13 protein-coding genes are annotated in these 13,754 nt (G+C 56.9%); 8 read left to right on the forward strand and 5 right to left on the reverse strand.

Annotated features, from left to right (window positions below):
• Nucleotides 1–229: 229 nt before the first annotated feature.
• Nucleotides 230–607, reverse strand: a complete 378-nt coding sequence (locus tag NC979_RS19940) for a hypothetical protein (protein WP_190520963.1) — start codon at nt 605–607, stop codon at nt 230–232.
• A 220-nt stretch (nt 608–827) separates the two neighbouring features.
• On the opposite strand from NC979_RS19940, the gene NC979_RS19945 reads away from it, so the two are divergent.
• The 5 genes from NC979_RS19945 (at nt 828) to recN (ending at nt 6,954) form a co-directional block, all read left to right on the forward strand.
• The gene (locus NC979_RS19945) at nt 828–1,085 is read left to right on the forward strand and encodes a hypothetical protein (RefSeq protein WP_190520966.1); all 258 of its coding nucleotides are present in this window, start codon (nt 828–830) and stop codon (nt 1,083–1,085) included.
• Between the two features lie 211 nt (nt 1,086–1,296).
• On the forward strand, nt 1,297–1,782 hold the full coding sequence (locus NC979_RS19950; RefSeq protein ID WP_190520969.1) for an REP-associated tyrosine transposase: 486 nt from the start codon (nt 1,297–1,299) through the stop codon (nt 1,780–1,782).
• A 127-nt stretch (nt 1,783–1,909) separates the two neighbouring features.
• Entirely contained in the window at nt 1,910–2,374 is a 465-nt protein-coding gene (locus NC979_RS19955) for a hypothetical protein (RefSeq protein WP_190520971.1), read from the forward strand.
• Nucleotides 2,375–2,383: 9 nt separating this feature from the next.
• A complete protein-coding gene (locus NC979_RS19960) occupies nt 2,384–4,951 on the forward strand; it encodes a tetratricopeptide repeat protein (RefSeq protein ID WP_190520972.1) in 2,568 nt (855 codons plus the stop codon).
• 272 nt (nt 4,952–5,223) lie between these two features.
• Entirely contained in the window at nt 5,224–6,954 is a 1,731-nt protein-coding gene (gene recN, locus NC979_RS19965) for a DNA repair protein RecN (protein WP_190520974.1), read from the forward strand.
• A gap of 57 nt (nt 6,955–7,011) precedes the next feature.
• On the opposite strand, the gene NC979_RS19970 is transcribed toward recN, so the two are convergent.
• Together NC979_RS19970 and NC979_RS19975 are read right to left on the reverse strand one after the other, a co-directional pair.
• Entirely contained in the window at nt 7,012–7,869 is an 858-nt protein-coding gene (locus NC979_RS19970) for a coiled-coil domain-containing protein (RefSeq protein WP_190520976.1), read from the reverse strand.
• Nucleotides 7,870–8,110: 241 nt separating this feature from the next.
• A complete protein-coding gene (locus NC979_RS19975; protein WP_190520978.1) occupies nt 8,111–10,627 on the reverse strand; it encodes a cyclic nucleotide-binding domain-containing protein in 2,517 nt (838 codons plus the stop codon).
• Between NC979_RS19975 and NC979_RS19980 the strand changes: the two genes are divergently transcribed.
• On the forward strand, nt 10,626–10,748 hold the full coding sequence (locus NC979_RS19980) for a hypothetical protein (protein WP_255524844.1): 123 nt from the start codon (nt 10,626–10,628) through the stop codon (nt 10,746–10,748). The genes NC979_RS19975 and NC979_RS19980 overlap by 2 nt on opposite strands.
• 185 nt (nt 10,749–10,933) lie before the next feature.
• Here NC979_RS19980 and NC979_RS19985 read toward each other — a convergent pair whose 3' ends face one another.
• On the reverse strand, nt 10,934–11,341 hold the full coding sequence (locus NC979_RS19985; protein ID WP_242024092.1) for a L,D-transpeptidase: 408 nt from the start codon (nt 11,339–11,341) through the stop codon (nt 10,934–10,936).
• Nucleotides 11,342–11,564: 223 nt separating this feature from the next.
• Complete coding sequence (locus NC979_RS19990) at nt 11,565–12,443, reverse strand: LysR family transcriptional regulator (RefSeq protein WP_190520982.1); 879 nt, start codon at nt 12,441–12,443, stop codon at nt 11,565–11,567.
• A gap of 180 nt (nt 12,444–12,623) precedes the next feature.
• Here NC979_RS19990 and NC979_RS19995 point away from each other — a divergent pair, with 180 nt between their 5' ends.
• Nucleotides 12,624–13,328: a pirin family protein gene (locus NC979_RS19995; protein WP_190520984.1), complete on the forward strand. Its 705-nt coding sequence runs from the start codon at nt 12,624–12,626 to the stop codon at nt 13,326–13,328.
• A gap of 82 nt (nt 13,329–13,410) precedes the next feature.
• Nucleotides 13,411–13,647, forward strand: a complete 237-nt coding sequence (locus NC979_RS20000; protein ID WP_190520986.1) for a CDGSH iron-sulfur domain-containing protein — start codon at nt 13,411–13,413, stop codon at nt 13,645–13,647.
• Nucleotides 13,648–13,754 lie beyond the last annotated feature (107 nt).

Consider the following 13,754-nt stretch of genomic DNA (forward strand, 5'->3'; position numbering starts at 1 on the left):
CCTGGCGATTTTTCGAGCTATTGACCAATGGCAGAACGGTGACCTGGACTAAATCTCGGTTTCTAAAACCGGGGAGACATCGGTCTACCGTCCCGCTGCTTAAGATACAAGGGTGTAGCTTGCTTCCCGTAGGGTGGGCCACAGACGTGGGACGCACCCAATGGCATGCCCCCCAAATCTCAAAGGATTTGAGGGGCAGCGGTTTGGACCAAAATAAGTGACTAAATGACTACGCAGCCGATCGCCGGGGACGCTTGCGCTCAGACTTTTTCTTGTAGCCGATGGCCTGGGCCTCGTTGCTGTCGGAGCCGTAGACGCCGCACACCAGTTCTTTCATAGCCAGCACGTTTTGGTGGAACTGCCACTCGGCCAGGCGGGCCTTGTCGGCGGCGGCTTTGGCGCGCACCATGATCGCAGCCTCTTCGTCCTGGGCGGCCATCATCTCGGCGTAGCTTTTCTGGAGCCCTTCGAGGGTGGTCTTGGGGCGGGCGGAGGTGTAGTCGGCGATGGTGCGCGCACCGCGCAGGGAAGCAACATCTTGATGGGAAGCAACATCTTGATCGAGGTAGTCGGGCCGCAAACGGCGGGTGGTATCGGTGCTGAGCATGGGTGTAGTGCTCCTTGATGCCAATACAAAAGGGTGGTTAAAGCATCGGGGTGGCGGTAGGGCTGGGGAGGCTTGCCTGTCGCTCAGGGCAATGTGCCCGCTGCGATCGCCGACCCGGAAAAAACGGCGCAGCTTTATGAAAAAGATATGGACAGGCGCTGCTGAATGAAGTAGCGATGATGGTGAAGCATAACCACCCCCGTACTTACTTGTTACCGGCATGCGATTGTCTGTTACCGGGGTGCGATTGTTTGTTGCCGGAGCGCGATTGCTTGTTACCGAGGTGCGATTGCTTGTTACCGAGGTGCGATTGTTAATCACTGGGATGCGATTGTTTGTTACCAGGTCGCGATTGCTTCATGTGTCTGGTGCCCATGCTCTGCCTGGGTATCAAGCTGTAGGGTGGGCATCGCCCACCTTTGACCTACGCGATCGCAAGATAAATCAAACTTTGCCCAAAGACCTGATTTTTTATTGAGTAGGGTGCATTCGCGCAGCAATGCACCACCACTCCCGCCACCCACCAATCTCCCCCGCAGACAAAACCACCCAAATTTGGTGCGATCGCCTCCGATAATGCCCATTGCGCTGAGGTGTGACATCGCCTCCGAAGTAATACACAACCTGCCCCCGCCCAAGATCCCGACCACAACGCGGGCACCCTAAGCGAAATTCTTCGCCTCACGTTAATGCCCAATTACCGACGCCTATACCGATCTGGCGGTAGCTATTTTTTTACTCACGTTACCTATCAGCGCCACCCCTGGCTTTGCACTGAGCTTGGCCGACAAGCCCTGCGAGAAGCCATCATTGCCGTACGCCGAAAACACCCCTTCGCGATCGACGCCTTTGTGCTGTTGCCTGATCATTTTCACTGCATTTTGACGCTGCCAGAAATCGATGCCGACTATGCCAAACGCTGGCGCTTGATCAAGCTCATGGTGACGAAAGCCTGCGCCAAGGATCTGGCGCTGCCATTGGGGAAAAGCGCATCGGGGGAACGTCGGGGGGAGGGGAATTTATGGCAGCGGCGCTATTGGGAGCATGCTATTCGGAATGAGCGAGATTTCGTGAACCATTGTGAGTACATTCATTTCAACCCTGTGAAGCATGGGTTGGTGAAGAGCCCGAGGGATTGGGCGTATTCGAGTGTGCATCGATATTTGCGGGAATAGGAATGGTGGGGTGTTCGGTGTTGCTTGGGGAGTGGTGCATTGCTGCGCGAATGCACCCTACTATGGGCTGTCACACGAAAAATCTGCTAGAAAGGGGTGGCATTGAAAGTTTTACAAGGTTGAACCGGTGGTAGAACCAGTAACTATTACAGCAGCAGTGATTGTAGGGTTAGCGATCACAAAATTTACAGAGGGCGCAGCGAGTGAGGCTGGGAAGAAGTTGGTAAATCAGCTCTGGGAAACCATTGCCAATCGTTTTAAGGGGCGCAAGAATGCCGCTACTGCCCTTGCTCAACTTGAAGCCAACCAAGGACAAGCGCCAGAAGCCGAGGCCAACTTGGTGCGGGTGCTGGACGGGGAGATATTTGAAGATGACGACTTTCGCAACGAGTTGGAGCAAATCGTTAAGCAAATTCAAACCGAAGCACCAACGCGGCTACAGGATGTGTTGGTGGGCATAAAAGCGCGCAATATTCGTGCTAAAGATGTAACCGCAGAAGTCAAATCTGGTGAAGCGACTCATCAAAGAGTGGCTTCCACTTTAGAGGCAACTGAGGATGTAGATCTAGGTAATGTGTCGGCGAAGCAGTAAGAAAAGCCGATGGTGAGCCCCGACAAGTCTCAAGAAGTTCTTAAGGATTTAAGTGCGGGTCGAGATATCTCCATAGGGGATGTCTCGGTTGAGATGAAGTCGTACATCGGTCCCCAGGAAATTATTGTGTCTGGGGTAGGAGAGTCGCCGCCAAATTTTGAAGCGACCTGGGTAAATCGCGAGGCCGTGCAGGTTGAGTTGCGGAATCGCCTGACCCGCGACCCAGTGACCGAAATCGTGGCGGTGGGGGGCTTTGGCAAATCTTGGCTGGCAGCCTGGGCCTATGCTGAATTAGCAACAGACTTTGACAAGCGGTTGTGGGTCAACTTTCGACGAGAGCTGTGGCAAGCTTACGGATTCGATCGTTTTGCCCGCTGGATCTTGCAAGAAATTGGCTTCCCGCAAAAAGACCCTGCTGCAAAAGAAGATCTGCTGCTGCGGGAGTTAACCTACCGGCTCAACGACCAAAACCGCCCGGTCAAAACCCTGGTGGTAATGGACAATGTGGAATCTTTGCGGCAGTCTACCGATTGGCCCTGGTTTGAGCAATTTCTGCAAACTTGGGCGAGGCAGGGACAATGCAGTCGCTTGTTGGTGACGACGCGACCAGCATCTATCACATCGATGTCCTTTGAGCTAAGTGGGCTGTCGTTGACTGAAGGCACAGCTTTTTTACAGCGAGAAGGGTTAACCGGAGATTGCATTGCTGAGCTGGTTGAGCTGGCCGATGGGCATCCCCTATTGCTTAACCTGGCGGCGGCCTGGGTGCGACAAACTCCAGGAGCCAAGGTGGATGACTCAGCCGTGACCTTCTTTAGCCAACTGTTTGAGCCGTACCGGAGAGACGCTACCAGTCTGGCTGAAGCTAAGGTAGAGCTAATTTTTGAACAGGTGTTTGAGGCATTGCCCGAACCCTGGAAAGACATGTTGTTGCGGGTATCGGTCTATCGGCTACCGTTTGACCTAGCCATGGCCCAGGCGATGGAAGAAACGGTAACGTTAGAAGACTTACAGGGTTTGGTAGCTCAGGCGCTTTTAGTGAAGGAAGATCAGCGCTTTACCCTACATGCCCTAATTGCAGAATTAGTACAAGATTGGGTTTCGGACACAGTAAAAAAAGAGGCTCACGAGCAGGCTATTGCCTACTACCAAGCCCATTACCGATCCTGGGATGGTGCTATTGCCAGTTGTCAAGAAGAATTAGAGGCCTTTTACCATGCCGTTGAACTAGGACAATATGGTTGGGCGTATAAAGTTCTTGATCGCTGTGCTGATTTACTGCAAAGAGCAGGATACTGGCGCGATTTGGTGCCTATTTGCCAGATGCTGACTCAGCATTGGCAACCTGAAAGTGAAAAGGAAACCCAGGATTTGGGTTGGGTATGGAATCAACTCGCTGGTCTGCATCTGAATCTAGGAGATTATCAATTAGCTGTCGAGATCTATCAACGAGCCAAAGTCCTATTTACATCTATTGCCTACAGAGATGGCGAAGCCGCCGTCCTGGGCAATCTGGGCAATGCTTACCGTTCTCTGGGGCAATACCAGCAGGCAATTAAGTTCCACCAGCAGCACCATGACATTGCGCGAGAAACCGGCAATCGTGGTAGCGAAGCCGCATCCCTAAGCAATCTGGGCGCTGTTTACCAGTTTCTGGGGCAATACCAGCGGGCGATTGAGTTCTTGCAACAATCCTTGGTAATTGCGCGAGAAATCGGTGCTCGCGGTAGTGAAGCCGCATCTCTGTGCAATCTGGGTGTTGCCTATCGTTCTCTGAGGCAATACCAGCAGGCGATTGAGTTCTTGCAGCAATCCTTAGTGATTGCGCGAGAAATCGGTGATCGCTGTGGCGAAGCCAAATCCTTAGGTAATTTGGGCAATGCTTACCAGTCTCTGGGGCAATACCAGCAGGCGATTGAGTTCTTCCAACAATCCTTGGTAATTGCGAGAGAAATTGGTGATCGCGATAGCGAAGCTGCATCTATAGGCAATTTGGGCAGTGCCTACCAATCTCTGGGGCAATACCAACGGGCGATTGAGTTCCACCAGCAGCAACATGACATTGCGCGAGAAATTGATGATCGTGGTGGCAAAGCCAAATCCCTGAGCAATTTGGGCGTTGCCTACCAGTTTCTCGGGCAATACCAGCAGGCTATCAAGTTCTATCAGCAGGCATTGAAAATCAAGCGAGAAATTGGCGATCGTGGTAGTGAAGCCAGCTCCCATTGGAGTTTAGCTAATGCTTACCAGCAGCGCGGACGTCTCAAGCTCGCTATGGAGCATCGGCGTCAGGCATATCGCGCCTGGCACGATATGCAGCTACCCCTAGCCGCAGCTCCCTTTCCAAATTGGACGAAAAATATAATTCAGAACCTGAGTGATGACTGGGCAGAACAGCAGATCGCTAATGAAAAAAGGATGGAGTGGTTGTTTCTACCACTGGGCTATTTCCTCTTCATTCTCCGCACAGCGTTTTCACCGCTTATCTGGCTCCAAAAACGTTTGAAGGTACATCCATTGATGTTCTGGTTTGCCTTGGGTGTTGCCCTCGTTCTGCTTGTGGCCTGGCTGCGATAGGCTCCACGCGTAGGGTGCATTCCCGGCCCACAAATTCGCGCAAAGCCCCACAGATTCTGCCTTGGGGCCGCAATGCACTGCTCGCTATATGGAGCTACTCCTTCCAACTCTGCCTCTCTATGGTGCATTCGCGTAGCAATGCACCCTACGATATGACGAAAGCCTCAATCTAAGCAGCAGCCACCCTACTTCCCCACATTCAGAGGCGTATCGACAGTGGTTCCAATTAAAATACGTGAGTACTAGCTCATTGCCCCTATGCTAACGACCCTATGTTAACCGCCCTGCACATCGAGAACTTTGCCCTGATCGATCACCTCGATCTGCGGCTCGAGGCCGGGCTAAACGTGCTCACGGGCGAGACCGGAGCGGGCAAATCGATCATTCTCGACGCCATCGACGCGGCATTGGGGGGCAAGGCCAACCAGCGACTGGTGCGATCGGGCAGCCAAAAGGCTCTAGTAGAAGCCTCCTTTGACGTACCCAAAGAAATCCACACCTGGCTAGCCGAGCAGGAGTTTCCCGCCGCTGACGGTGCCCTAGTGCTGCGGCGAGAGCTGACCCTGGGCAAGACCCTGCGCAGCCGCTCATTTCTCAACGGCAGCCCCGCCACCCGACCCCAGCTCGAAGTGCTGCGGCAAAAGCTGGTCGAAATCACCGCCCAGGGGCAGACCGTGCAGCTCGGCTCCCCCGATCGCCAGCGCGAATGGCTCGACGGCTTTGGCGGTGCCCCCCTCGTCACCCAGCGCCAGCGAGTCGCCACCGCCTACGACGCAGCCGCCCAGGCCAAAAAACGGCTAGACACCCGCCGCAAAGCCGACCAGCAGCGCCGCGACCAGCTCGATCTGCTGCGCATGCACCGCCAAGACCTAGAGCAAGCCCAGCTCGACGACCCCCAAGAACTCGAAACCCTCGCCCAAGAGCACGATCGCCTCAACCACAGCGTTGACCTGCAACAAAACAGCTACGCGGCCTACCAAATTCTCTACGAGAGCGATGCCGGCGAGAGCGCCTGCGCCGACCTGCTGGGCAAAGCCGAAGCCATCTTGATCGACATGGAGCGCTACGACCCAGCCATCACCTCGATTTTGGGCATGGTCAGCGAAGCCCTCACCCAGATCGAAGAAGCTGGGCGCGCCATCAACGCCTACGGAGCCAGCGTCGAAGCCGACCCCGATCGGCTCGAAGAAGTCGAAGAACGTATGCGCCAGCTCAAGGCCCTGTGCCGCCGCTTTAGCCGCACCCTGCCTGAGCTGGTGGCCTATCGCGACGAAGTCAACCAGGCCCTCGCCGAACTCTCAGGCGAAGGCCAATCCATCGAAGCCCTAGAGGCCGAGGTCGAGAAGACCCAGACCGCCTTGACGGAAGCCTGCGCCAAACTGACCCAGCTGCGCCAGGGCGTGGCCCAGAAGCTAGAGACGCGCCTGGTCGACGAACTCAAACCCCTGGCCATGGATCGGGTGCAGTTCGAGGTCGAACTCAAGCCCATTACCGCCACCGCCAACGGGGCCGACGGCATTCGGTTTTTGTTTAGCCCCAACCCAGGCGAGCCCCTGCAACCCCTGGCCGAGACCGCCTCGGGCGGTGAGATGAGCCGCTTTCTGCTGGCGCTGAAGGCTTGCTTTTCGCAAGTAGACCCGGTGGGCACGCTGGTGTTCGACGAGATCGACGTGGGGGTGTCGGGCCGGGTGGCCCAGGCGATCGCCGAAAAGCTCTACCAGCTCGGTCGCCAGCACCAGGTGCTCTGCGTCACCCACCAGCCCATGGTGGCGGCTCTGGCCGATGCCCACTTTCGAGTCGGTAAGCAGGTAGTCGAAGCCGCCCTGGCCAAGGGAGCCAAAGCAGGCGAGGCCGAGCGCACGGTGGTGCGGGTGCTGCCGCTGTCGCCCAGCGATCGCCGCGAAGAGCTGGCCCAGCTAGCCGGGGGCGAGTCGCACCAGCAATCCCTCTCCTTTGCTGAGGCGCTGCTATCTCAGGCCGACAGCATCCGCGAAAAACTGTAGCCGCCGGCAGGGGTAACGTAGACCCTACACCCAAAACCCTGCACCCTTATACCCTGTTCACCCCACGCTATCCAAATTCTGGTGCCAAAGCTGTTCCTGTAGCGCTTCGTTTTCTAGTTTGAGGGCGGTGGCTTGCTGCCTCAGGCCGTCGCGTTCGGCGGCGATCTCTTGGCAGCGGTACTTGAGGCTGGTTTGCTGATGAAACTGCTGGCCGAGCTGGTTATTCAGCTCGGCAATTTTTTGCCGCTGGGCTTCAACTATGGTTTTGAGGGCAATGGGGTCGTCATCTAGCGCCTCGGCTGCTGGTGGCAGGGCGAGGGGGTCGCTAGAAGCCTCGATGGGCTCGCCCATGCTCTGACTATCGCCTTTGGCGTAGGCCTGCATGCGGGCCAGGGTCACCTGATGGCGGGTAAGGGTGTTGTCGAGGTGCTGAACGTGCTGCTGGGCCGCCTGGAGCTGGCTGCTCAAGCTGACGGTGAGCGATCGCGCGATCATCACCTCAGAGTTCAAATCTAGGTCTTGGCCGGGGGCGCGGCCCATGGCCAAACTCTGGTAGTAGTTCTTCAGCCGCACCAGGTAGTCTTGTACCTCAGCCTGGCCCTGGTGAATGCGCACCCGCAGGCGCTCTAGCTCAAGCTGCTGATCAACTACTAGCCCTTTGACCCCCACCAACAACTGTTCAAACACCTGATGTTGCCACTCGTCCTTGGCATCCAGCTGCTGCTTGAGGTTGACAATAATTTTTTGCTGAACGTTTGAATATTCTTCGGTCTGGGCAAGGTGGGCCTGGAGCATCTGGTGGTTCTCCACCTGCTCCTGCATCTCTTCTATAGACTCTTTAGCTTGGTCAAGGGCCTGCTGCAACAAACAGACGCGCTGAACCAGCTTGAAGTCCAGCGAACTTTCCTGGAACATGGCGAAACCGATGAAGAGGAACTCGGGGCAAGGTGACGACCTGGAGGGAACGACCGACAGACGGACGAGCGCTATAGAGCGTGTGCTGAGGTTTATAGATGCGTGTGCTGAGTTAGCAGTACCCTACCAGGCTTGACCGGGGGGTGACTGTGGGTGGCACTACCTAGAAGGGATTCTACACTGAACTTTACATGGCGGGTGCGACCAACTCGACCGGGGCTACAGCCCTAACTTAATCTACTTAAAATCCTGGAATTAGCCACCATAGGCTTAGCCCCAGTAGCCCGGTGCAGGCATGCTGAATCCACCGCTGGGGGCCAGATTGGCGACAAATTTTGACCGTCAGCCAAACCGACAGCGCCATGCCCAACAGCAGCGTTACGCCCTGGAGAAAGGCCACTACTGCGGGGTGGGCCACCCAAACGGGCAGATTTCCCCCCGAGGCGCCAAAGGTGGCTAAAGACACGGGCAAAATGCGCCCACCTTCCCCTAGCCCTAGGCGCAGGTAATGGGCCAGGTTGGCCGCCCACACCAGGGGCAGATAGCCGTAGGCCAGTCGCACCGCTGGCCGCCGAGGCAGCCCCTGGGTTTTGCGCCACAGCCAGTGCGCGCCTTCGATGCTGAGGGGCAGCAGGGCGGGCAGCGCCAGCACGCCAAAGGCCACTAGGCTGTGACCCATTACAGTGTCAATCGGCAGCTGAATACCCAACTGGGTCTGTAGCTCGGGCAGGCGATGCAGGTACACCGCCCCCAGCAGTAGAAACATCAGCGCCACCTCAGACGCGCGGGGTCGGTGCGTCGTCCACAGCTCAATGCCGGGGGGCCGCAGGTTTAGCTCGACCGAGCGGTGGGGGCAGGCCTTGAGGCAGGTCATGCAGAGCACGCAGTCGCGGTTGTCTTCGAGCTGGGCCGGGTGCGAGTAGAGGGGGCAGCCGTTGGTCTCCTGGCCTTCGCCTTTTTTGGGGCCGCCCTTGTAGCACTGGTAGGTGGTGCACTCCGCTGAGCAGGTGCCTTGCTGTGCCCGCAGTTCGGTCATCGAGAGCTTGGCGAACATGCCGTTCATGCCGCCGATGGGGCAGAGGTAGCGGCACCAAAATCGCCGCTCAAACAGGGCCGAAAAGATCATTGCCCCAGCGGTAATCAGCAGTAGCAGGCAGGCGGAGAGGTAGGCCGCATCCTCCAGGTGCCACACCTCTTCCCACACCAAAATCAGGGTGAACAGGCTAAAGAGAAACCAGCCACCCCAGTGCTCGGCCGCCTCGCGGGGCCAGCGTTTGAGCCTGCCGGGGAACAGCTTTTGCGAGATCCACTGGGTGACTTCGCCGTAGATCATAAAGGGGCACACGGCGCACCACAGCCGCCCCACAAAGGGGAAACTCAGCAGCACCAGGGGCCACCACCAGGCCCAAAACACGGTTAAGGCTACATTCTCGTGGCGCTGCTGAGGGCCAAACCAGAGCACGGCGATGACGACGGCGAACAAGGTAAGGGTAATGCCGTAGTTGATGCGATCGGGCCACCAAGGGCTGCGCAAGAACCGTCGCAGATCGGGGTAGCGATTGAGCAGGTTGAGCCGCAGCTGTTTCTTTTTGCTCTGGGCGGGCCAGATAATTTCTTCGGTAATCAGGCCACCGCCCGAGAGCTGAGCCGCCGCCCGCTCCACCAGATTCCCTAGCTCGCGCAGATTGTCGGGAAAGTCGTAGGACTGAAGGCGGCGGACGGCCTCCGGGGTGAGCGTCAGCCGTCCGGTGCTGCGCCGACGGCTGATCAGTGAGAGGTAGTAGTTGACCCAGTCTTCGATGTCGGCTTTGCGCACCCGCAGGGGAGGCACCTTGATGGTCTCGCCGACCACATCGTCCAAAACTGGCACGGCTTGTTCCGCCAGCAAAATAATGCGGGCTTCGGCGGTGACCGGTGGAACAATTTCGCCATCGCGGCTGACGGGGCGATATTGGCCAGTCTCTATTAGCTCGGCGATCGCCTCCGCTAGCTCAGCCCCTAGTTCTCTGGGGTTGTTGAGCACCAGGGTGCCTGGGCCCAGAGCCGCCAATAGCCCCATGCGCCCCCCCGCCCGGCCAAACAGATCGGCCCCGTTGGCCTGGAGCTGGCCGCAGTTGACCTTGATAATTGGCAGCTGCCGCTGCTTAGAGCCAAAGTGAATCAGCGCCGCCAGATTGTCTTTCTCTAGCCCCGGCTCGCCAAAAATCAGCACCGATTTGCGATCGCCCGCGGCTTCTCGTAGCTGAGCCCGCAGCCGAGTGGCATAGCGGCTGCGGCCAATCACCCCCCGCCGAGCCTTGGCCACCAGGTAGGGGCGTAGGATGGCCTGGCGCTCTTGCTCTAGCTCGGCCTCAGACGACAGCCGCTTGACTACGTCTACCAGCTGCCGGGTAAAGGTTTGCAAAATATCGGGGTACTGCTGCACCAGGGCCTGGAACGGGTCGCGATCGATGAACCAGAGGGTGCTGTCGCAGAGGGTTTGAATGGTTTGCTCAACCGGTTGATCGAGCAGCAGAGGCTCCAGATTCAACACTGCGCCGGGCAAGAAGCTGGCCCCGCCAAGGGTAGCCTCGGTGCCGAGCTTGCCCTCCCAGAGAATGTAGAGACCCTGGGGAGGTTGGCCGGCCTCAACGACGGTTTCCCCGGCGGCCACGGTCAAGGTTTGAATGGCTTGAGCTAAGGGCTCTAGAGTAGGCTCGGGCAGCACGCTGAGGGGGGTGCGCTCCTGTAAAAAGATCACCCGGTCGGATACAGTCATGGCAGTTCACCCACGCTCTACACGGTGTAGCCCCATGATGATGGCAAATGACCTCTGGGTGCCTCTGGCATTACTCAGCTTAATCATTGCGGCGGCGATCGCCTTTAGCCGCGCCAAGTAGGGTTATGTCCATCGCCCTATGTGACACACCCCACAAGAGCGAAACCATTTCAGACGGAACGGCTACCGCCTTGGAAGAAGTATCTCTACGGCGATCGCGCTAGCTTTTTAACACCAATTTAGTGCAGAAGAACGTGATGTTCTTGCAAACAAAACTTCGTTCAGCATCAGCCCTGGATTAGCGGTTCAATGTTGCACAACCACGGGTGTTCCCAGATCGGCCCAGTTGTACAACCACTGGGCATGGTCAACCGCAACATTCACGCAGCCATGGCTCACGGGCGTACCAAAATTGTGGTGCCAGTAAGCTCCATGAATTGCGTAGCCCCGGTAAAAATACATTGTCCACGGTACATCGGGCACGTCATAATCTGCACCCCGCATTCTGGTCGTTCGATGCATCGACTGAACCTCAAACACCCCCGTTACCGTTGGCGTTGAGCGTTTCCCCGTCGAGACAACGACCGCATAGACCGGAGTGCCTCCCTCCCAAGCGGTCAACCGCTGGCTCGATAGATCAATTTGAAACCAGCGTTCGTTCGACTGGCGAAAACTTGCCACCCGCGCGGCTATTTCTTCATTTGTGAGGGCCATGACCGGCTCTGTGCCTGGAGCCAAAAATAACCCCGCACCGCTAACTATTAAACTCAAAAAAGCACCTGCTCCGAAGCGTTTGAGCCAATGCCGCTGAGAGGCTAACATCACTTCACCTCAACTGTCTAGATAACTATTACTTCAACCCCTTCAGCCAAAATCCTGGAGATGGTAATGATTCTTTAGGCTGCACCATATTTATACAGCCAAGTTTGACGAGCCCCTAAATTTTCTCTGCCAAAAACTCCACTAGCCGAGTCACCTTCGCTGATAGGTGGCGATTCACTGGATACAGCGCGTAGATGTTGATTGGTGGAGGCGGATAGTCAGCAAGAATAGGTCGCAAGCGTTCTACCTTCAAATCCTCTTCCACGATGAAATCGGGCAGCATGACGATGCCTAAGCCTTCCAGAGCAGCGGCTCGCAGCACCTCGCCGTTGTTGCAGCACAGCGGCCCACTGATCGTGACCGTATGCGGCTCATCCCCTACCAGGGTCCAGCTGTTGTCTTGGGCGCGGTGGCCGTAGTGTAGACAGTCGTGCTGTTTGAGATCGTCTGGATGAGCCGGGATGCCGCGTTGCTGTAGATAGTCGGGGGCCGCGCACACCACCAGCGGGCAGGGGGCCAGCATATGAGCGATCAACCCAGGGCCGGGCGGCTGGGCGGCAATGCGAATGGTGATGTCAAAGCCTTCTTCAATCGGGTCGATGCGGCGATCGTTGAGCACCAGCTCTATGTAGAGGTCGGGGTACTGAGCCATAAACTTTACCACCAGTGGGGCGAGGTGTAGGGTGCCAAAGGTCATCGGTGCGTTGATGCGCAGGCTGCCGCGCGGCTCTTGGTGCAGACGAGTTAGGGCCAGTTCGGCTTCTTCGAGGTCGGTGAGGATGGCAAGGCAGCGATCGTAATAGGCGCGGCCAGCATCGGTGGGGGAGACCTTGCGGGTGGTGCGCTGCAAAAGCTGGGTTTGCAGGTGCTCTTCTAGATTGATCACCAGCTTGTTGACCTGCGATCGCGACAGGTCCATCTTGCGAGCAGCGGCAGCGAAACCGCCTGCTTCAACAACTTGGGTAAAAGCGCGCATGCTTTCAAGTTTGTCCATTTTGGGAGAAGGAGGGGAATAGGGGAAGTAGGCTTTGACTAGAGCGTGGCCGCCAATCATTGTCCTTATTTGGGCGACAATGCGTCTTTAATATTGGGTATTGTCCTTTAATTGGATTCAGTATATCTTTAATTTATTCGGATGTTTCCAATCCATTGACGCTAATAGGAGGTGTCTCTAATGATTAAGGTTCGTCCTGCTAATGAACGTGGTGCCGCCAATTTTGGCTGGCTTGATTCTCACCACACCTTTTCCTTCGGCAACTACTACGACCCTAAGCACATGGGCTTTGCCAGCCTGCGGGTGATCAACGAAGACAAGGTGACACCGAGCCAGGGCTTTGGCACCCATGGCCACCGTGACATGGAAATCATTACCTACGTGCTCGATGGCGCACTGGAGCATAAAGACAGCCTTGGCACTGGCTCCGTCATTCGCCCTGGGGATGTGCAGCGGATGTCGGCGGGCACGGGCATTCGCCACAGCGAGTTCAACGCTTCAGACACTAACCCGGTGCACTTCCTGCAAATCTGGATCTTGCCTGAGACTGAGGGCATTGACCCTGGCTACGAGCAAATCTCAATCGCACCCGCAGCCAAGCAAGGTCAGTTGCGCCTAGTCGGTTCCCGCGATGGCCGCGACGGCTCCGTCACCATTCATCAGGATGTCAGTCTCTACGCCACCACGTTGAGCGATGGCGATGCAGTGGCACACACCCTGACTCCGGGCCGAGTGGCTTGGGTGCAGGTGGCCCGTGGCGCAGTTAACCTCAACGGCCATGACCTCACCGCCGGAGATGGCGCTGCCGTCAGCGACCTCGACACCCTGAGCCTGACTGGGGCTGCTGATAAGACTGAGGTGCTGCTGTTTGATATGGCCGCCTAACAAACTTGCGGCGGCAGGGAAACTTCCGCTGCCGCCGCAGAATATCCGCAACAAAACCTGATCTTAACGAGAGGAAAGACCGATGGCTGAGCCTGTAATTGCCGATACTAAGCCCGTGGTGATGGAGTTGGAGGCGGGCGATTATTACTGGTGCACCTGCGGCCAGTCAACGAACCAGCCCTTCTGCAACGGTGCCCACAAAGGTACCGAATTCACGCCAATGAAATTTACCTTGGAGGAGAAAAAGCAAGTGGCGCTGTGCGCCTGCAAGTACACGCAAAACGCGCCTTTCTGCGACGGTAGCCACGTCAAGCTATAGGTGAGAACTGCCCCCCTGTCGAGTCAGGGTTGGGGCGCGGTTCTTCTTTGGAGACACTGCGCGATCGCCCTGCCTATGGCAACCCTAGCTACCAAGACAAAACCCAT

The organism is Leptolyngbya subtilissima AS-A7 (assembly GCF_039962255.1).
In the GTDB taxonomy this organism is placed as follows: Bacteria; Cyanobacteriota; Cyanobacteriia; order Phormidesmidales; family Phormidesmidaceae; genus Nodosilinea.